The following is a 21,563-nucleotide window of genomic DNA, read 5'->3' as shown; positions in this document are numbered from 1 at the left end:
GTGGTCCCCATCATTTCATGGGGTCCCGCTGTCCGAAATCTCCACAGCAGCCCAGTTCCTGGAGGAGGCGAAGAACGTCGTGCTGCTGGGCCCGCCGGGCACCGGGAAAACCCATCTCGCGGTCGGGATTGCGACCCGGGCCGCCCAGGCCGGGCACCGGGTCCTCTTCGACTCGGCGACCGGCTGGGTGGCCCGCCTGGCCGAGGCCCACGCCCGCGGGCAGTTGGCCGCCGAGCTGGCCAAACTCCGCCGCTACAAGCTCCTCGTCATTGACGAGGTGGGCTACATCCCGTTTGACCAGGACTCCGCGAACCTGTTCTTCCAGCTCGTCGCCTCCCGCTACGAGAGGGCCTCGCTGATCCTGACCAGCAACCTGGCGTTCAGCCGCTGGGCCGACGTGTTCGGCGACGCCACGATCGCCTCGGCGATGATCGACAGGATCGTCCACCACGCCGAGGTCATCAACCTCACCGGCAACAGCTACCGGCTTCAGGGCCGGATCAAGCCACAGAATCTGGCACACTGAAACAACACACCGTGGCCCAGTTTTCAGTTGGCAACAATGGCCCTATTTTCGGTTGGCGTTGACAGTCGGTGGACGGCTTCATCGCGGACGAGAACGACCAGCCCGGACCGCTGTTCGAGTGGTTGTCCAGCGGTGACGTCCCGTTGGACGAGAGCGGCGAACTGAAGGTGTCGCAGACCTCCTACGACTACACCCGGCCGTACTGGAACCAGATCGGGGCGACAATCGTCGGCCGCCGGGTCTTCGACATGACGGACGGCTGGGACGGAAAGCCTCCGGGCGGGGTCGACCACGTGGTCGTCGTGACGCACCGGCCGAAACCCGAGGGCTGGGACCCCGAGGCGCCTTTCCACTTCGTCGACGGTGTCGAGGGAGCCGTGGCCAAGACGCAGGAACTCGCGGGCGACCGCATCGTCGAGGTCGCCGCCGGCGGCGTCGGTGGCCAGGTGCTAGCCGCGGGCCTGGTCGATGAGGTGCGCATGGATGTCGTACCTGTCGTGTTCGGGTCCGGCAAGCGCCACTTCGGGTCGGAACACGCACAGCACCTCTTGGAGGATCCCGACGTAGTGATTCAAGACAACCGGGTGCTCCACCTGCGCTATCCGGTGCGCCGTTAAATGACGAAAGGGCCGCACCCCGGGTGGGGGTGCGGCCCTTCGCAGGTGCCGTGTCAACAGCGGAAGGGCCCCGCACCAGTGGTGCGGGGCCCCCCCTTTAATGGTTGTCCGGCGGTGTCCTACTCTCCCACACCCTCACGAGTGCAGTACCATCGGCGCTGTGGGCCTTAGCTTCCGGGTTCGGAATGGGACCGGGCGTTTCCCCCACGCTATGACCGCCGTAACTCTACCTCCACACACCAGGACGGACCCGGCGGGGAAAACTAGGGAAACGATGACGTTTCATTCAATTATCCCACACCCCGACCCGGGACCCGAACAGGATCCCACGATCAACGTGTGGCGTTCGTCCCCTGCCAACAACGACAAGTTGTTGGTCGGGAACCACATAGTGGACGCAAGCATGCAGTGACCTTCCCACCCCTTCAAATATGGTGGACCCCTTTTGAAGAACGGGTCCACCCAGGGAGGGTGTGGTGTAAGTTATCGGCTTATTAGTACCGGTCAGCTTCACGAGTCGTTAGTCCTCGCTTCCACATCCGGCCTATCAACCCAGTGGTCTGGCTGGGAGCCTCTCGGACACAAGGTCCATGGAAATCTCATCTCGAAGCGAGCTTCCCGCTTAGATGCTTTCAGCGGTTATCCCATCCGAACGTAGCTAATCAGCGGTGCACTTGGCAGTACAACTGACACACCAGAGGTTCGTCCGTCCCGGTCCTCTCGTACTAAGGACAGCCCTTCTCAAATTTCCTGCGCGCGCAGCGGATAGGGACCGAACTGTCTCACGACGTTCTAAACCCAGCTCGCGTACCGCTTTAATGGGCGAACAGCCCAACCCTTGGGACCTACTCCAGCCCCAGGATGCGACGAGCCGACATCGAGGTGCCAAACCATGCCGTCGATATGGACTCTTGGGCAAGATCAGCCTGTTATCCCCGAGGTACCTTTTATCCGTTGAGCGACGGCCATTCCACAATGTGCCGCCGGATCACTAGTCCCGACTTTCGTCCCTGCTCGAGATGTCTCTCTCACAGTCAAGCTCCCTTGTGCACTTACACTCGACACCTGATTGCCAACCAGGCTGAGGGAACCTTTGGGCGCCTCCGTTACTCTTTAGGAGGCAACCGCCCCAGTTAAACTACCCATCAGGCACTGTCCCTGACCCGGATTACGGGCCGAAGTTAGATGTCCAAAGTGACCAGAGTGGTATTTCAACGATGACTCCACCACAACTAGCGTTGCAGCTTCACAGTCTCCCACCTATCCTACACAAGCCACTCCGAACACCAATACCAAACTATAGTAAAGGTCTCGGGGTCTTTCCGTCCTGCTGCGCGTAACGAGCATCTTTACTCGTACTGCAATTTCGCCGAGTTTATGGTTGAGACAGCGGGGAAGTCGTTACTCCATTCGTGCAGGTCGGAACTTACCCGACAAGGAATTTCGCTACCTTAGGATGGTTATAGTTACCACCGCCGTTTACTGGGGCTTAAATTCTCAGCTTCGCCTTGCGGCTAACCGGTCCTCTTAACCTTCCAGCACCGGGCAGGAGTCAGTCCGTATACATCGTCTTGCGACTTCGCACGGACCTGTGTTTTTAGTAAACAGTCGCTTCCCCCTGGTCTCTGCGGCCCTGAACCGCTCCGGAACGAAAAGTTCCATCACGGGTGGGGCCCCCCTTCTCCCGAAGTTACGGGGGCATTTTGCCGAGTTCCTTAACCATAATTCTCTCGATCGCCTTAGTATTCTCTACCTGATCACCTGTGTCGGTTTGGGGTACGGGCGGCTAAAACCTCGCGCCGATGCTTTTCTAGGCAGCATAGGATCACCGAATCCCCCCTTTACGGGAGTCCCATCAGATCTCAGGCATTTAAGGGCCGCGGATTTGCCTACGGCCCGCCCTACATCCTTAGACCGGGACAACCATCGCCCGGCTCGGCTACCTTCCTGCGTCACACCTGTTAATACGCTTACCTCCCAGGATCAGGTCCCGCGCTCCACCAAAACCCTTCCACCACAAGGGCGGTCGGGCAGGTCTCGGGCGGTTAGTGTCCCCTGCTTGGTATTGGCGGTTTTTCGCCGGTACGGGAATATCAACCCGTTGTCCATCGACTACGCCTGTCGGCCTCGCCTTAGGTCCCGACTTACCCAGGGCAGATTAGCTTGACCCTGGAACCCTTGATCATTCGGCGGACGGGTTTCTCACCCGTCTTTCGCTACTCATGCCTGCATTCTCACTCGTGTGGGCTCCACCGCTGGTTTACACCGCGACTTCACTGCCCACACGACGCTCCCCTACCACTCCGTACGACTGAACCACGAAGGCTTGTCTACTATACGAAATCCACAACTTCGGCGGTGTACTTGAGCCCCGCTACATTGTCGGCGCGGAATCACTTGACCAGTGAGCTATTACGCACTCTTTTAAGGGTGGCTGCTTCTAAGCCAACCTCCTGGTTGTCTTCGCAATCCCACATCCTTTCCCACTTAGCACACGCTTAGGGGCCTTAGTTGGTGGTCTGGGCTGTTTCCCTCTCGACTATGAAGCTTATCCCCCACAGTCTCACTGCTGCGCTCTCACTTGCCGGCATTCGGAGTTTGGCTGACGTCAGTAACCTTGTAGGGCCCATCGGCCATCCAGTAGCTCTACCTCCGGCAAGAAACACGCAACGCTGCACCTAAATGCATTTCGGGGAGAACCAGCTATCACGAAGTTTGATTGGCCTTTCACCCCTACCCACAGCTCATCCCCTCCATTTTCAACTGAAGTGGGTTCGGTCCTCCACGACGTCTTACCGTCGCTTCAACCTGGCCATGGGTAGATCACTTCGCTTCGGGTCTAGATCACGCCACTCACTCGCCCTATTCAGACTCGCTTTCGCTACGGCTTCCCCACACGGGTTAACCTCGCGACGTAACACTAACTCGCAGGCTCATTCTTCAAAAGGCACGCCATCACAGGAACCAAGCCTGCTCTGACGGTTTGTAAGCACACGGTTTCAGGTACTATTTCACTCCCCTCCCGGGGTACTTTTCACCTTTCCCTCACGGTACTTGTCCGCTATCGGTCATTAGGTAGTATTTAGGCTTATCAGGTGGTCCTGACAGATTCGCACGGGATTTCTCGGGCCCCGTGCTACTTGGGATACTCTCCAGGCGGTGTAACAAGCATTTCGGTTACGGGACTTGCACCCTCTCCGGTCGGCCTTTCAAGACCGTTCACCTATGCCTACACTCTCACCTCACCAGTCCGGCAGAACTGGAATGGAAAGTCCCACAACCCCGACCATGCAACGCCCGCCGGCTATCACACATGGACCGGTTTAGCCTCGTCCGCGTTCGCTCGCCACTACTGACGGAATCACTATTGTTTTCTCTTCCTGTGGGTACTGAGATGTTTCACTTCCCCACGTTCCCTCCACATGCCCTATGTGTTCAGGCATGGGTCACCACGTCACCTTGCAGCGCGTGGCGGGGTTTCCCCATTCGGACATCCTCGGATCACCGTTCGGTTATCAACTCCCCGAGGCTTATCGCAGATTCCTACGTCCTTCTTCGGCTCCTAATGCCAAGGCATCCACCGTGTGCTCTTAAAAACTTGACCACTAAAGATCACAGAATTCAAAATAATTATTCGAGAGAACCATGAAAACAAGCACACACACGTGTGTGCCAGATCCAGGTTCATCAACTCATAAGAAATTGCTTCCTTTATAAGATGCTCGCGTCCACTATGTAGTTCTCAACCAACAACCCCGTCACACACCACCACCCGGAACCGGCACACCCCTGAAGGTGTGCGGTGCGACCCGGGAAGGGGTCGTGCGCAGGAAACCAAGCCAACAACCAACCCGGCACGCCAAAGCGCGGCGGGTTCCTGTTGCCTCAGGACCCAACAGTGTGCCAAACGATTCCCATCAGGGAGCCACCGGTCGATGTCTCTTCCAGAACCCTGCGCAAGCGCAGCATTCGTACTGGGACGACCGGTGCCACCCACCAGGGGTCTGCTTCATTGATATTCCACCCTTGAGCACCCACCGAGAAACTTGCGTTCTCGCAATGGGCTTTGCTTCCTCACACCACCACCACCAACATGCGTCGGGGCGTGGGTGCTTGGTGCTCCTTAGAAAGGAGGTGATCCAGCCGCACCTTCCGGTACGGCTACCTTGTTACGACTTAGTCCCAATCGCCAGTCCCACCTTCGACAGCTCCCTCCCACAAGGGGTTAGGCCACCGGCTTCGGGTGTTACCAACTTTCGTGACTTGACGGGCGGTGTGTACAAGGCCCGGGAACGTATTCACCGCAGCGTTGCTGATCTGCGATTACTAGCGACTCCGACTTCATGGGGTCGAGTTGCAGACCCCAATCCGAACTGAGACCGGCTTTTTGGGATTAGCTCCACCTCACAGTATCGCAACCCTTTGTACCGGCCATTGTAGCATGCGTGAAGCCCAAGACATAAGGGGCATGATGATTTGACGTCGTCCCCACCTTCCTCCGAGTTGACCCCGGCAGTCTCCCATGAGTCCCCGGCATAACCCGCTGGCAACATGGAACGAGGGTTGCGCTCGTTGCGGGACTTAACCCAACATCTCACGACACGAGCTGACGACAACCATGCACCACCTGTAAACCGACCACAAGTGGGGCGCCTGTTTCCAGGCGTTTCCGGTTCATGTCAAGCCTTGGTAAGGTTCTTCGCGTTGCATCGAATTAATCCGCATGCTCCGCCGCTTGTGCGGGCCCCCGTCAATTCCTTTGAGTTTTAGCCTTGCGGCCGTACTCCCCAGGCGGGGCACTTAATGCGTTAGCTACGGCGCGGAAAACGTGGAATGTCCCCCACACCTAGTGCCCAACGTTTACGGCATGGACTACCAGGGTATCTAATCCTGTTCGCTCCCCATGCTTTCGCTCCTCAGCGTCAGTTAATGCCCAGAGACCTGCCTTCGCCATCGGTGTTCCTCCTGATATCTGCGCATTTCACCGCTACACCAGGAATTCCAGTCTCCCCTACATCACTCTAGTCTGCCCGTACCCACCGCAGATCCGGGGTTGAGCCCCGGACTTTCACGGCAGACGCGACAAACCGCCTACGAGCTCTTTACGCCCAATAATTCCGGATAACGCTTGCGCCCTACGTATTACCGCGGCTGCTGGCACGTAGTTAGCCGGCGCTTCTTCTGCAGGTACCGTCACTTTCGCTTCTTCCCTACTGAAAGAGGTTTACAACCCGAAGGCCGTCATCCCTCACGCGGCGTCGCTGCATCAGGCTTTCGCCCATTGTGCAATATTCCCCACTGCTGCCTCCCGTAGGAGTCTGGGCCGTGTCTCAGTCCCAGTGTGGCCGGTCACCCTCTCAGGCCGGCTACCCGTCGTCGCCTTGGTGAGCCATTACCTCACCAACAAGCTGATAGGCCGCGAGTCCATCCAAAACCGCACAAGGCTTTCCACCCCCACACCATGCGGCAGGGGGTAAATATCCGGTATTAGACCCGGTTTCCCAGGCTTATCCCAGAGTTAAGGGCAGGTTACTCACGTGTTACTCACCCGTTCGCCACTAATCACCCCAGCAAGCTGGGGGTCATCGTTCGACTTGCATGTGTTAAGCACGCCGCCAGCGTTCATCCTGAGCCAGGATCAAACTCTCCATAAATGTTTATTACAGACACACCCCCACCGCCCGGAAAAGGAGCAGGTGGTGGTGCACTAAATTTGAAACCAGCTAAACGGACCGCCGCCACCACGGGGGTGGGGCCAACGGTCCAGATAACCAATTAATAAATGATTGGTATCAATAAAACTTGGCACACTATTGAGTTCTCAAACAACAGGAGCTTCCGGCCAACACGCACATCCTGGAAACCATCACGGTTTCCGCGGCGATCAGTGCCGGAGCAACTTTTCAAACTTACCCGATCAACTTCCATGAAGTCAAATCGGCTTTTCCTCCTCTGCGTCCCGCCGAGTCCGCCAACCACATGAAATGATTGAAAACTCGGGGCGCGGTGAACCACCGGATGTTCCACCGGCTGTTCACAAGGGGGGTTTTTCGTTTCCCCGGCGTCCGGGGCAACTCGAAATACTTTACACACCTTTGCGGGAACACGCAAATCGAGAAACAGACAGAGGTCCATCCCGCCCCATTCAACGACCCTTTGCTGCGCACATGTCGCAGCAAAGGGGCCGGCTGGCACCGTTCGCCGCAAAGGGGCCGGCTGGCACCGTTCGCCGCAGAGGAAGATGACCCCTTGTGAACGTGTGTTGCGCCATCGTAAGCAAACCCATGGTTTCGAGCTGCAGAAGTCCTAGCCTTACGTACTAAGGTCCACGATTGAAGGAACAGATGGCTACCACTATGGAGACAACCACGCACGGGATCGCCATTGACGCCCCAGCGAGTGTGGTTTTCGAGGCGCTGCGGGATTCTGCCCACTGGGCAAGCGTCAGCGGGCTCACCATCTACAAGGAGCAGGTAGATGGAGGGGCCAACGAGCACACCATTCGCATATCGGTGGTGATCGGCGGCGAGCTGAGCTCGTGCCTTGTGGCCAGGACGTTGGATCCTAACAACGGGACCATCTTCTTTCAACAAGTTGATGTCGAGGAACCCCTGCAACTCCTCATTGGAGAATGGACAGTTGCCGATGGCGAGACCGGTGCCATCGTGACAATTCAGCATGACTTTGAGGTATCAGGTGATCCCGACATCGTCATGTCAGCCCGGCAGGCCATCGATGACTGCAACCGTCGTGAACTGGACGCGCTCAAGCTCACCGCCGAATGGCTGGCCGGGCTGATTCGCAAGCAGGCTGAAGCCACATAGGGCCCGGGCAATCCCCTCGGGCGCGCGCCAGCCGAACGGCCAGGGCAGCCATCGCGCATTGCATACGTCAATATGCAGGCGCAGTACCTGCATATCGGCCAGAAGCACCATATAGCGCAGGCGTGCTAATACATCAACCAAGGCCCGGGTCATCGGCCCACCTCACGAGCGATATCCGTGTGCCGGCGCCGCGCATGTCCACATCACGGTGGACTGCCTCGGTTCCCCGATGTGGACAATTGCCCCGGCGACTCGACAAGGAAGACTGGTCGAGGTCCGTCGTGTGTTTGGGTCTTGCTCTAACCGACTTTGATTGGTGCCCTCTGACCATTGCCCGATGGCCCCTTGCGTCAGTGGGACAACTTGGCGAGCCACGGCTTCCACATACAGCGGGACGCAACTCTCAAGGGCTATTGGCTTCTGGCCATCAGCGGCCAGTAGAAATGCCCGGATATGGCCATGAGATCTGCCCACGCAATTGACGGTGGTGGGTGGCCATTCCGCTCCGGGCTTTTGAGTTGCATCATTCCCTTCCCTGCCAGCGCTTGGGCCTGGTCTGGGCCGGGGTCAGTCTGACGGCGTACCCATTGGTTTGGCAGACGTTGGCGTGGTGCAGAAGCCGGTCAACCGTTGCCGTGGCCTGGGTCTTGGGCATGAGCTCCCCGAGGCCTGCAGGATGAAGGCTGGAGTCGATCGCAATGGAGCGTTTCTCGCAGGAGGGGCATCCACAACCAGATCAGCAGCGCAGCACCCGGGCGACGGCCTTGGTGACGCTGGCATCGGTGCGTTGGGGGCGAATGAGCTGGCCCGGATCTTCCTCAGCGCCTGCTGGGTCGGGGCCGGGATCGAGGAGGACACCCGGCCGCTGACTTCCTCCGCGAAAGGGAAGCGCGCAGATCGCATGGCCATCAGCGGGCGCTCTCGTGGCCCCCTATTGGCAGTCTTCCATGGACGCTGACACGCAACCCTCACGCCGTCTATCAGCGACTTTGCCGGCAAGTCTGGTTGCCGTGGCCGGATGTGCTTCATCACTGCTCTGCCACCAGACCAGGTGCTGCGCATCTGGCTCCCCTGCTCGACGGCGTGATTCCAGGGCCCATGGCGTGACCTTGGTTACGTAGGGCCTCAAGAATTCCCGGTGCAGCCTGAGCCGATTCCTTTGGTCACGGTAGAAGTACCCCATCCGAGTTCTACAGCCAACGGTTTGGGCCCACCCCACAACATTTCTTGCCGTCTTTGCTGCGAGTGTCGCATCAAAGCACAAGGGTCGCGCCTGCTTGTCATATCTGCATGCGCCCGCCGGGCACGGCAGCTGGACACAACCGTTGGTGCAGGGAGTGACGCTGGCTGGGTTGCTCCGGGTGCCGTGCGGCCGTGTTTCTGCCCACACCGCGGCGGCTCCTGCACAGAATGGGGCGTGCAGCCGCATCCGAAACCGCCCCGCTGCCGGTCCTGTAGCCGGTTCCGTGCTCCGTCCGGCTGCAGGCCACCCGAACGGCCCCCTACCCAGAATCGCGCCTGGTCGTCATTTTCCTGTCCGTCCCCCGGGCGCGGAAATTGGGCCCGCGGCTGCAAGGGACCCATCGCGAGCTTGCGAGCAATGGGAGCAGCTGGGGATGACCAGGCGCGATTTTTGCAGCCGTGGTCCCGGTGTGTGGTGGCGGACCCGGCGTCCGTTGGCGGCAGGGGCGTGTCCAGGTCCGGTGCGGCTGCGTGGAGCTGGTGGCCGTGGCCGGCCCGCCCGGGTGCCGTGGGGCCGTGTTGTTCCCCACACCACGGCGGGCCTTGCACGTGATGCGGTGTGCCGGCGCCTCCGCAGCATCCTGCCGGGGGCACCCGGGCCCTGGTTGAACGTTGTTAAATGACGAAAGGGCCGCACCCCGGGTGGGGGTGCGGCCCTTCGCAGGTGCCGTGTCAACAGCGGAAGGGCCCCGCACCAGTGGTGCGGGGCCCCCCCTTTAATGGTTGTCCGGCGGTGTCCTACTCTCCCACACCCTCACGAGTGCAGTACCATCGGCGCTGTGGGCCTTAGCTTCCGGGTTCGGAATGGGACCGGGCGTTTCCCCCACGCTATGACCGCCGTAACTCTACCTCCACACACCAGGACGGACCCGGCGGGGAAAACTAGGGAAACGATGACGTTTCATTCAATTATCCCACACCCCGACCCGGGACCCGAACAGGATCCCACGATCAACGTGTGGCGTTCGTCCCCTGCCAACAACGACAAGTTGTTGGTCGGGAACCACATAGTGGACGCAAGCATGCAGTGACCTTCCCACCCCTTCAAATATGGTGGACCCCTTTTGAAGAACGGGTCCACCCAGGGAGGGTGTGGTGTAAGTTATCGGCTTATTAGTACCGGTCAGCTTCACGAGTCGTTAGTCCTCGCTTCCACATCCGGCCTATCAACCCAGTGGTCTGGCTGGGAGCCTCTCGGACACAAGGTCCATGGAAATCTCATCTCGAAGCGAGCTTCCCGCTTAGATGCTTTCAGCGGTTATCCCATCCGAACGTAGCTAATCAGCGGTGCACTTGGCAGTACAACTGACACACCAGAGGTTCGTCCGTCCCGGTCCTCTCGTACTAAGGACAGCCCTTCTCAAATTTCCTGCGCGCGCAGCGGATAGGGACCGAACTGTCTCACGACGTTCTAAACCCAGCTCGCGTACCGCTTTAATGGGCGAACAGCCCAACCCTTGGGACCTACTCCAGCCCCAGGATGCGACGAGCCGACATCGAGGTGCCAAACCATGCCGTCGATATGGACTCTTGGGCAAGATCAGCCTGTTATCCCCGAGGTACCTTTTATCCGTTGAGCGACGGCCATTCCACAATGTGCCGCCGGATCACTAGTCCCGACTTTCGTCCCTGCTCGAGATGTCTCTCTCACAGTCAAGCTCCCTTGTGCACTTACACTCGACACCTGATTGCCAACCAGGCTGAGGGAACCTTTGGGCGCCTCCGTTACTCTTTAGGAGGCAACCGCCCCAGTTAAACTACCCATCAGGCACTGTCCCTGACCCGGATTACGGGCCGAAGTTAGATGTCCAAAGTGACCAGAGTGGTATTTCAACGATGACTCCACCACAACTAGCGTTGCAGCTTCACAGTCTCCCACCTATCCTACACAAGCCACTCCGAACACCAATACCAAACTATAGTAAAGGTCTCGGGGTCTTTCCGTCCTGCTGCGCGTAACGAGCATCTTTACTCGTACTGCAATTTCGCCGAGTTTATGGTTGAGACAGCGGGGAAGTCGTTACTCCATTCGTGCAGGTCGGAACTTACCCGACAAGGAATTTCGCTACCTTAGGATGGTTATAGTTACCACCGCCGTTTACTGGGGCTTAAATTCTCAGCTTCGCCTTGCGGCTAACCGGTCCTCTTAACCTTCCAGCACCGGGCAGGAGTCAGTCCGTATACATCGTCTTGCGACTTCGCACGGACCTGTGTTTTTAGTAAACAGTCGCTTCCCCCTGGTCTCTGCGGCCCTGAACCGCTCCGGAACGAAAAGTTCCATCACGGGTGGGGCCCCCCTTCTCCCGAAGTTACGGGGGCATTTTGCCGAGTTCCTTAACCATAATTCTCTCGATCGCCTTAGTATTCTCTACCTGATCACCTGTGTCGGTTTGGGGTACGGGCGGCTAAAACCTCGCGCCGATGCTTTTCTAGGCAGCATAGGATCACCGAATCCCCCCTTTACGGGAGTCCCATCAGATCTCAGGCATTTAAGGGCCGCGGATTTGCCTACGGCCCGCCCTACATCCTTAGACCGGGACAACCATCGCCCGGCTCGGCTACCTTCCTGCGTCACACCTGTTAATACGCTTACCTCCCAGGATCAGGTCCCGCGCTCCACCAAAACCCTTCCACCACAAGGGCGGTCGGGCAGGTCTCGGGCGGTTAGTGTCCCCTGCTTGGTATTGGCGGTTTTTCGCCGGTACGGGAATATCAACCCGTTGTCCATCGACTACGCCTGTCGGCCTCGCCTTAGGTCCCGACTTACCCAGGGCAGATTAGCTTGACCCTGGAACCCTTGATCATTCGGCGGACGGGTTTCTCACCCGTCTTTCGCTACTCATGCCTGCATTCTCACTCGTGTGGGCTCCACCGCTGGTTTACACCGCGACTTCACTGCCCACACGACGCTCCCCTACCACTCCGTACGACTGAACCACGAAGGCTTGTCTACTATACGAAATCCACAACTTCGGCGGTGTACTTGAGCCCCGCTACATTGTCGGCGCGGAATCACTTGACCAGTGAGCTATTACGCACTCTTTTAAGGGTGGCTGCTTCTAAGCCAACCTCCTGGTTGTCTTCGCAATCCCACATCCTTTCCCACTTAGCACACGCTTAGGGGCCTTAGTTGGTGGTCTGGGCTGTTTCCCTCTCGACTATGAAGCTTATCCCCCACAGTCTCACTGCTGCGCTCTCACTTGCCGGCATTCGGAGTTTGGCTGACGTCAGTAACCTTGTAGGGCCCATCGGCCATCCAGTAGCTCTACCTCCGGCAAGAAACACGCAACGCTGCACCTAAATGCATTTCGGGGAGAACCAGCTATCACGAAGTTTGATTGGCCTTTCACCCCTACCCACAGCTCATCCCCTCCATTTTCAACTGAAGTGGGTTCGGTCCTCCACGACGTCTTACCGTCGCTTCAACCTGGCCATGGGTAGATCACTTCGCTTCGGGTCTAGATCACGCCACTCACTCGCCCTATTCAGACTCGCTTTCGCTACGGCTTCCCCACACGGGTTAACCTCGCGACGTAACACTAACTCGCAGGCTCATTCTTCAAAAGGCACGCCATCACAGGAACCAAGCCTGCTCTGACGGTTTGTAAGCACACGGTTTCAGGTACTATTTCACTCCCCTCCCGGGGTACTTTTCACCTTTCCCTCACGGTACTTGTCCGCTATCGGTCATTAGGTAGTATTTAGGCTTATCAGGTGGTCCTGACAGATTCGCACGGGATTTCTCGGGCCCCGTGCTACTTGGGATACTCTCCAGGCGGTGTAACAAGCATTTCGGTTACGGGACTTGCACCCTCTCCGGTCGGCCTTTCAAGACCGTTCACCTATGCCTACACTCTCACCTCACCAGTCCGGCAGAACTGGAATGGAAAGTCCCACAACCCCGACCATGCAACGCCCGCCGGCTATCACACATGGACCGGTTTAGCCTCGTCCGCGTTCGCTCGCCACTACTGACGGAATCACTATTGTTTTCTCTTCCTGTGGGTACTGAGATGTTTCACTTCCCCACGTTCCCTCCACATGCCCTATGTGTTCAGGCATGGGTCACCACGTCACCTTGCAGCGCGTGGCGGGGTTTCCCCATTCGGACATCCTCGGATCACCGTTCGGTTATCAACTCCCCGAGGCTTATCGCAGATTCCTACGTCCTTCTTCGGCTCCTAATGCCAAGGCATCCACCGTGTGCTCTTAAAAACTTGACCACTAAAGATCACAGAATTCAAAATAATTATTCGAGAGAACCATGAAAACAAGCACACACACGTGTGTGCCAGATCCAGGTTCATCAACTCATAAGAAATTGCTTCCTTTATAAGATGCTCGCGTCCACTATGTAGTTCTCAACCAACAACCCCGTCACACACCACCACCCGGAACCGGCACACCCCTGAAGGTGTGCGGTGCGACCCGGGAAGGGGTCGTGCGCAGGAAACCAAGCCAACAACCAACCCGGCACGCCAAAGCGCGGCGGGTTCCTGTTGCCTCAGGACCCAACAGTGTGCCAAACGATTCCCATCAGGGAGCCACCGGTCGATGTCTCTTCCAGAACCCTGCGCAAGCGCAGCATTCGTACTGGGACGACCGGTGCCACCCACCAGGGGTCTGCTTCATTGATATTCCACCCTTGAGCACCCACCGAGAAACTTGCGTTCTCGCAATGGGCTTTGCTTCCTCACACCACCACCACCAACATGCGTCGGGGCGTGGGTGCTTGGTGCTCCTTAGAAAGGAGGTGATCCAGCCGCACCTTCCGGTACGGCTACCTTGTTACGACTTAGTCCCAATCGCCAGTCCCACCTTCGACAGCTCCCTCCCACAAGGGGTTAGGCCACCGGCTTCGGGTGTTACCAACTTTCGTGACTTGACGGGCGGTGTGTACAAGGCCCGGGAACGTATTCACCGCAGCGTTGCTGATCTGCGATTACTAGCGACTCCGACTTCATGGGGTCGAGTTGCAGACCCCAATCCGAACTGAGACCGGCTTTTTGGGATTAGCTCCACCTCACAGTATCGCAACCCTTTGTACCGGCCATTGTAGCATGCGTGAAGCCCAAGACATAAGGGGCATGATGATTTGACGTCGTCCCCACCTTCCTCCGAGTTGACCCCGGCAGTCTCCCATGAGTCCCCGGCATAACCCGCTGGCAACATGGAACGAGGGTTGCGCTCGTTGCGGGACTTAACCCAACATCTCACGACACGAGCTGACGACAACCATGCACCACCTGTAAACCGACCACAAGTGGGGCGCCTGTTTCCAGGCGTTTCCGGTTCATGTCAAGCCTTGGTAAGGTTCTTCGCGTTGCATCGAATTAATCCGCATGCTCCGCCGCTTGTGCGGGCCCCCGTCAATTCCTTTGAGTTTTAGCCTTGCGGCCGTACTCCCCAGGCGGGGCACTTAATGCGTTAGCTACGGCGCGGAAAACGTGGAATGTCCCCCACACCTAGTGCCCAACGTTTACGGCATGGACTACCAGGGTATCTAATCCTGTTCGCTCCCCATGCTTTCGCTCCTCAGCGTCAGTTAATGCCCAGAGACCTGCCTTCGCCATCGGTGTTCCTCCTGATATCTGCGCATTTCACCGCTACACCAGGAATTCCAGTCTCCCCTACATCACTCTAGTCTGCCCGTACCCACCGCAGATCCGGGGTTGAGCCCCGGACTTTCACGGCAGACGCGACAAACCGCCTACGAGCTCTTTACGCCCAATAATTCCGGATAACGCTTGCGCCCTACGTATTACCGCGGCTGCTGGCACGTAGTTAGCCGGCGCTTCTTCTGCAGGTACCGTCACTTTCGCTTCTTCCCTACTGAAAGAGGTTTACAACCCGAAGGCCGTCATCCCTCACGCGGCGTCGCTGCATCAGGCTTTCGCCCATTGTGCAATATTCCCCACTGCTGCCTCCCGTAGGAGTCTGGGCCGTGTCTCAGTCCCAGTGTGGCCGGTCACCCTCTCAGGCCGGCTACCCGTCGTCGCCTTGGTGAGCCATTACCTCACCAACAAGCTGATAGGCCGCGAGTCCATCCAAAACCGCACAAGGCTTTCCACCCCCACACCATGCGGTGGAGGGTAAATATCCGGTATTAGACCCGGTTTCCCAGGCTTATCCCAGAGTTAAGGGCAGGTTACTCACGTGTTACTCACCCGTTCGCCACTAATCACCCCAGCAAGCTGGGGGTCATCGTTCGACTTGCATGTGTTAAGCACGCCGCCAGCGTTCATCCTGAGCCAGGATCAAACTCTCCATAAATGTTTATTACAGACACACCCCCACCGCCCGGAAAAGGAGCAGGTGGTGGTGCACTAAATTTGAAACCAGCTAAACGGACCGCCGCCACCACGGGGGTGGGGCCAACGGTCCAGATAACCAATTAATAAATGATTGGTATCAATAAAACTTGGCACACTATTGAGTTCTCAAACAACAGGAGCTTCCGGCCAACACGCACATCCTGGAAACCATCACGGTTTCCGCGGCGATCAGTGCCGGAGCAACTTTTCAAGCTTACCCGATCAACTTCCATGAAGTCAAATCGGCTTTTCCTGCCCGGCTTCAGCGTTTTTGATTCGCTCAAGCATGAGGCACACAACAAAGCTGGTTAGAACTTCGGTGTGTTGGATTTTCCCTCCGAACTGTTCGCTCGGCGGGTTACCTACTCTAGCACCACTTTGCCCCGGAGACAAAACCGGGCGGGGGAAGGGCTCTGTGGCCCCTCCCCCGCCCCGCCAACCACTGGGGTTGGCCTGTTGGCCGGCCTTCTACTTGGCAGCCGGCTTGGTCTTCGGCTCGGTTGCCAGTTTGGCCTTCGCCGGTGCCTTCAGTGCGGCCTTCGGCTGTGCTGTCGCTTTGGTCTTCGCCGTGGTCTTGGTCTTCGGCGCTGTCTTTGAAGGCACCAGGTACAGGGCGCCAAGAGGCGGCAGGCTGATCGCGGCCGAGGCCGGCTGCCCATCCCAATCCTGCTTTGTGGCAATGACGGCGCCGCCATTGCCCACACCGGAGCCGCCGAACTCGGCGTCGTCGGTGTTCAACGCTTCCGTCCACTCCCCCACCAGGGGCAGGCCCAGGCGGTAGTCATGGTGCGGGTTGCCACCGAAGTTGATGACTGCCACCAGCGGGTTGCCGTCCTTGTCCCAGCGGATGAAGGAGAGGACGTTGTGCTCGGTGTCGCCGCCGTTGATCCAGGTGAACCCCTCGTGGGTGTTGTCCAGATCACTGAGTGCCGGCGTGGACCGGTAGGTCTCATTCAGGGACTTCACCAGCAACTGGACACCGTGGTGGCCCGGCATGTCGGCCAGCCCCCAGTCCAGTCCGTAGGCCTCGCTCCACTCGGATTCCTGGCCAAACTCGGTGCCCATGAAGATCAGGGCCTTGCCCGGGTGTGCCCACTGGAAGGCGAGGTAGGCGCGCAGGTTGGCCAGCTGGCGCCAGCGGTCGCCGGGCATCTTGGCCAGCATGGATCCCTTGCCATGCACCACCTCGTCATGGCTGATCGGCAGCAGGAAGTTCTCGGTGAAGGCATAGACCATGGAGAAGGTGATCTGGTTGTGGTGCCAACCGCGGTTGACCGGATCCTCTGCCATGTAGGTCAGGGAATCGTGCATCCAGCCCATGTTCCACTTGAGCCCGAAGCCCAGACCGCCACCGCTGGTGGGTGCTGTAACGCCGGGGAATGCTGTGGATTCCTCGGCAATGGTGATGGCGCCGGGGTTGCGCTTGTAGACGGTGGCGTTCATCTCCTGCAAGAAGGACATGGCCTCCAGGTTTTCGCGCCCGCCGTGCCGGTTGGGGCTCCACTGGCCATCCTCGCGGGAGTAGTCCAGGTAGAGCATGGAGGCGACGGCGTCCACGCGCAGCCCATCGATGTGGAACTCCTCGATCCAGTAGAGGGCGTTGGCCACCAGGAAGTTGCGGACCTCGTTGCGGCCGAAGTCGAAGATGAGCGTGCCCCAGTCCGGGTGCTCGCCCAATCGCGGATCGGCGTGCTCGTACAGTGCCTGGCCATCAAACCGGGCCAGCGCCCAATCGTCCTTGGGGAAGTGGGCCGGAACCCAGTCCATGATGACGCCGATGCCGGCCTTGTGCAGCGCATCGACCAGGAAGCGGAACTCGTCGGGGTGGCCGAAGCGTGAGGTGGGGGCGAAGTAGGACGTGACCTGGTAGCCCCAGGATCCACCGAAGGGGTGCTCGGCGACGGGCATGAGCTCCACGTGGGTGAAGCCCATCCATTTCACGTAGTCCACCAGTTCGGTGGCCAGTTCCGTGTAGCTCAGGCCGAGCTTCCAGGAGCCGAGGTGGACCTCATAGACGCTCATCGGCGCATTCTGCGGATCCGTAGCAGCCCGGGTGGCCATCCACTCCTGGTCGGTGAAGGCGTAGTTGGACTCGACCACGCGCGAGGCGGTCAGCGGCGGCACCTGGGTGCCGTAGGCCATCGGGTCGGCCTTTTCCACCCAACCGCCGTGGTTGGCGCGGATCTCAAACTTGTAGCAGGCGCCGACCTCGGCGTCGGGAATGAAGAGTTCCCAGATTCCCGAGGACCCCAGTGAGCGCATGGCGTTCATGCGCCCGTCCCAGTTGTTGAAGTCGCCCTTCACACGCACAGCCTGCGCATTCGGTGCCCACACGGCAAAGCTCACGCCGCGGACATCGCCCAGGATGGAGTGGTACCGCTGGACGTGGGCGCCGAGCACCGTCCACAGGGTCTCGTGCCGGCCCTCGGCAATCAGGTGCAGATCAACCTCACCGACCGTGGGCAGGTAGCGGTAGGGATCGTCCACCACTGCCGCGGGGACGCCGGTGTAGGCCACCTCGAGCCGGTAGTCGGGCACGTGGCCCGCCACCGCAGCGGGCGCAACGGCGGTGAAGATGCCGCCGAGTTCGTGGACCATCGGGAGCCGGACGCCGCCGTCGAGCAGGACGACGACGGACTCGGCCAGGTGCCGCAGCGTGCGGAAGGTGACGTTTCCGTCGTCGTCCAGATGCGCCCCCAAAACGGAGTGGGGAGCATAGTAGGTACCCTCCGCTACGCTGGCCAGCACCGCCTGATCAACAGGCAGGGGCGTGGGGGTATTCTGAGCCATCTGTGCACCGCTTTCCATAGACAAAAATGCAGCACGCACGCCCGCCACCGGGATGTGGACCCAGCCGGGCCGGTTGCGCTGCTCATAAACAACTTCGTACAACGCCTTGTCCAGCCACAATGCCATAAACAGGGCCGAGCCTTTGCCTGCACGTGCGCTTTGTGAAGTGCCGTAGCCCGCAAGGAAGGCGTCCTCGGCCCGTTGGGCCCAGGATCCGGCGGCTGCGCCGGTGTTGGCCCCCGTGCCGGCCGCGTAGTCAAAGGAGCGCAGCATGCCCACCACATCGCGCAGGGCCAGATCTTCGTGGCTGCGGTCCGCGATGGGGCGCAGTGGCTCGCCCTCGAAATCCAACAGGAGCCAGCGGCGGGCCTGGGCATCCGTGCCGCCGCCGGATGGGGAACCGTCGGGAGCGGAACCGGCAGGGGCCGCCAGCCATTGGCCCAGGTGCAGGTCGCCGTGGATCCGCTGGAGCGGCGGCAGCTCCTCGACGGCGCGCAGCCGGTCGATGACGCCCTCAAGATGTGCGTCGAAGGGGCCGACGGCAGCACCGCATTCCGCCCAGGCCCACCGCAGCCGGCCCACGATGGCCTCCACCATGGCCGTGGACTCCGCGGCCGTGGGGCTGTGCGCGCCGAGGGCGGCCAGCAGGGCCTGGTGGACGCGGGCCGTGGCCCGTCCCAGAGCCTGTGCCTGCGCTGAAAAATCGGTGTTGTCCAGGGCCGCGGACAGCGCCAGCTCCCAGCCGCCGTCGGCGTCGGGGACGAAACGGTGCACCACGGCAAGGGTTCCGGACACCGGGCCCGACGGCGTACTCCAGACACCCGAGGCGGAACCGAGCATCGCGGGGACATCCTCGCAGCCGGCGTCGGACAGGGCGCGGCCCAGCTCGACATCGGGGTTGGTGCCGGGATGGACCGTCCGGTAGAACTTCACCATCAGCGGTTGCGCGGGGTGCGGCACGAGCACGGAGCTGTTGGACTGCTCGCCGGAGAGCACGCGCGACGCCGGCAGCTGGCCGCTCTGGTGGGCCGCGGACAATTCCGCCGTGGCATCGCCCGCCAAGCCGGAGGCCTCCCGGGTGCCGGCGAGCACATCAAGCCAGGCGCCGATGAACGCCTGGTCGTGGACGCCGTCGTACACCCACCGGGTGCCCAGCAGCGGATCCTCCAGCGTGCCGATCAACGCCCCGGCGAGGTGCTCCACCGGTTCCGGGCGCAGGCTCATGGGCAGCTGCAGGTACTCGGTGCGGGTGCCGGTGTCCAGCGCCACCACGTGGATCACCAGCGCCGCGAGGCCGGCGGGGTCCGCCAGCTCGAGAACGGCCGTCGACTCCAGCTGCCGCGGCGTCAGGACGGCGTCGACACCCTTGGCCGGGTACCAGCGCTGGGCGGGCAGCCAGCGGCAGAGCAGCTCCGCCAGCGGCTGCGGCAAAGGCTGCGGGAAGGGCGGCGTCGGATTCACGGCTGGTCCGCGCCCCGGGGGACCACCACGGGCAGCGAGGTGGTCTGTGGAGAGGCCGGGTTGGAGCTGGCGCTGCGCAGCCGCAGCCAGAAGAAGTCGTAGCTGCCCAGCGTCAGCACCAGCCGGCCATCGGCGCCGACGGCTGGGAACACGGTGCCGCCGAAGACATCGCGCAGTCCGCGGCCGGCGTAGTCCCCCAAATCCAGCACTGTGGCGGCCGGATGCTGGGAGAGGTTGAAGACGCAGAGGACCGTTTCCGGACCCTCCCCCTCGGGGTTGCCCTCCGGGAGCACCCGTAGGAAGGCCAGGACCGATTCCGAGCTGGCCTCCACCGGCCGGTACTCCCCCAGCCCGAAGGCGGGGTGTGCCTTGCGGATGGCGAGCACCTGGCGGTTCCAGTGCAGCAGCGAACTGGCATGGGCCATCTGGGCCTCAACGTTGACGTGGTTGAAGTGGTACACCAGCGACTGCACCACGGGCAGATACAGCTTGCCCGGATCGGCGGTGGAGAAGCCCGCGTTCCTGTCCGGATTCCACTGCATGGGGGTGCGGGAGGCATCCCTGTCATCCAGCCAGATGTTGTCCCCCATGCCGATCTCGTCCCCGTAGTACAGGAACGGGCTGCCGGGCAGGGACAGCAGCAGTGCGTTGATCATTTCCATCTCGGCCCGCGAGTTGTCCAACAAGGGTGCCAGCCGGCGCCGGATGCCAATGTTGGCGCGCATCCTTGAATCGGGCGCATACCAGCCCAGCATGGCCTCGCGTTCGCTGGCCGTCACCATTTCCAGCGTCAGCTCGTCATGGTTGCGCAGGAACGTGCCCCACTGGGCCCCCTGCGGGATGGCGGGCGTGTGCTTCATCGTCTCGATGATGGGCGCGGCCTTCTGGTCGCGCAGCGCGTAGTAGAGCCGGGGCATGATCGGGAAGTGGAACGCCATGTGGCATTCGGGCGCCTCTTCGGTGCCGAAGTACTCCACCACCTCGTGCGGCGGCTGGTTGGCCTCGGCAATGATGATGCGGCCCGGATACTTGTCATCCACCATGGCCCGCAGATCGCGCAGGAACTGGTGCGTGGCCGGCAGGTTCTCGCAGTTGGTGCCCTCCTCCTCAAAGAGGTAGGGGATGGCGTCCGCCCGGAAACCGTCGATGCCCTGGTCCAGCCAGAACTTCACCACCGCAAAGATGGCCTCGACCACCTTGGGGTTGTCGAAGTTCAGGTCCGGCTGGTGGGAAAAGAACCGGTGCCAGAAGAACTGCCGCCGGATGGGGTCAAAGGTCCAGTTGGAGACCTCGGTGTCGACAAAGATGATGCGGGCATCGGAGTACTTCTCGTCCGTATCGCTCCAGACATAGAAGTCGCCGAAGGGACCCTCCGGGTCCTCGCGGGACGCTTGGAACCACGGGTGCTGGTCCGAGGTGTGGTTCAGCGGCAGGTCGATGATCACGCGCACGCCGCGGGCATGGGCCTCGGCCACCAGGCGCTTGAAATCGCCGATGGTGCCGAATTCGTCCAGTACCGAGTAGTAGTCGCTGATGTCGTAGCCGCCGTCGCGCAGCGGAGAATTAAAGAACGGCGGCAGCCACAGACAGTCCACTCCTAGCCATTGGAGGTAGTCCAGCCGCTCGATCAGCCCGGAGAAATCCCCGGAGCCGTCGCCATTGGCATCGGCGAACCCGCGCACCAGCACCTCATAGAAGACCGCCTTGCGGTACCAATGAGGGTCGTGTTGCAGACCGGGTGCGTTGAGGTTGAACTGCTGTCCACCGCCCGCCGAGCCAAAAGCCATCT

General features: G+C 60.2%; 4 protein-coding genes, 6 rRNA genes and 1 pseudogene. 3 read left to right on the top strand and 8 right to left on the bottom strand.

The features are described 5' to 3' along the window. Positions 1-7: 7 nt before the first annotated feature. Positions 8-526: pseudogene (istB, locus tag K254_RS24475) on the top strand (IS21-like element helper ATPase IstB); the annotation flags it as partial. Between the two features lie 68 nt (positions 527-594). Further along, the gene (locus tag K254_RS0120300) at positions 595-1,143 is read left to right on the top strand and encodes a dihydrofolate reductase family protein (RefSeq protein ID WP_026556879.1); all 549 of its coding nucleotides are present in this window, start codon (positions 595-597) and stop codon (positions 1,141-1,143) included. A 106-nt stretch (positions 1,144-1,249) separates the two neighbouring features. Here the strand turns inward: K254_RS0120300 and rrf (K254_RS0120295) are convergent. From rrf (K254_RS0120295) to K254_RS0120285, 3 genes are all read right to left on the bottom strand, one after another. Further along, positions 1,250-1,366 (bottom strand): 5S ribosomal RNA (gene rrf / locus K254_RS0120295). Positions 1,367-1,616: 250 nt separating this feature from the next. Beyond that, positions 1,617-4,747: ribosomal RNA gene (locus tag K254_RS0120290) — 23S ribosomal RNA — on the bottom strand. A gap of 523 nt (positions 4,748-5,270) precedes the next feature. Continuing rightward, positions 5,271-6,797: ribosomal RNA gene (locus K254_RS0120285) — 16S ribosomal RNA — on the bottom strand. The 16S, 23S and 5S rRNA genes sit together here, the layout of an rRNA operon. A 702-nt stretch (positions 6,798-7,499) precedes the next feature. Between K254_RS0120285 and K254_RS0120280 the strand changes: the two genes are divergently transcribed. Then, a complete protein-coding gene (locus tag K254_RS0120280; protein WP_196811022.1) occupies positions 7,500-7,967 on the top strand; it encodes an SRPBCC family protein in 468 nt (155 codons plus the stop codon). Positions 7,968-9,934: 1,967 nt separating this feature from the next. Here the strand turns inward: K254_RS0120280 and rrf (K254_RS0120275) are convergent. The 5 genes from rrf (K254_RS0120275) to treS all read right to left on the bottom strand — a co-directional run bounded on the left by rrf (K254_RS0120275) (position 9,935) and on the right by treS (position 21,561). Beyond that, positions 9,935-10,051: ribosomal RNA gene (gene rrf, locus K254_RS0120275) — 5S ribosomal RNA — on the bottom strand. A 250-nt stretch (positions 10,052-10,301) separates the two neighbouring features. Continuing rightward, positions 10,302-13,432, bottom strand: a 23S ribosomal RNA gene (locus tag K254_RS0120270). A 523-nt stretch (positions 13,433-13,955) separates the two neighbouring features. Continuing rightward, positions 13,956-15,482: ribosomal RNA gene (locus tag K254_RS0120265) — 16S ribosomal RNA — on the bottom strand. Positions 15,483-15,991: 509 nt separating this feature from the next. Further along, positions 15,992-19,774 (bottom strand): 1,4-alpha-glucan branching protein GlgB, encoded by a 3,783-nt coding sequence (gene glgB, locus K254_RS24470; RefSeq protein ID WP_231391927.1) that lies wholly within the window; start codon positions 19,772-19,774, stop codon positions 15,992-15,994. Continuing rightward, entirely contained in the window at positions 19,771-21,561 is a 1,791-nt protein-coding gene (treS, locus tag K254_RS0120255; RefSeq protein ID WP_026556877.1) for a maltose alpha-D-glucosyltransferase, read from the bottom strand. Before treS ends, glgB begins: the two co-directional genes overlap by 4 nt. Positions 21,562-21,563 lie beyond the last annotated feature (2 nt).

This window comes from Arthrobacter sp. 35W (genome assembly GCF_000482545.1).
GTDB lineage: Bacteria > Actinomycetota > Actinomycetes > Actinomycetales > Micrococcaceae > Specibacter.
The sequence above is the reverse complement of the archived record's forward strand: the minus strand, read 5'-3'. Positions and strand labels throughout refer to the sequence as shown.

Excerpts from the sequence above, each read along its gene's own strand:
- K254_RS0120280 (WP_196811022.1), top strand. The coding sequence starts at position 7,500 with ATGGAGACAACCACGCACGGGATCGCCATTGACGCCCCAGCGAGTGTG.
- treS (WP_026556877.1), bottom strand. The coding sequence starts at position 21,561 with ATGGCTTTTGGCTCGGCGGGCGGTGGACAGCAGTTCAACCTCAACGCA.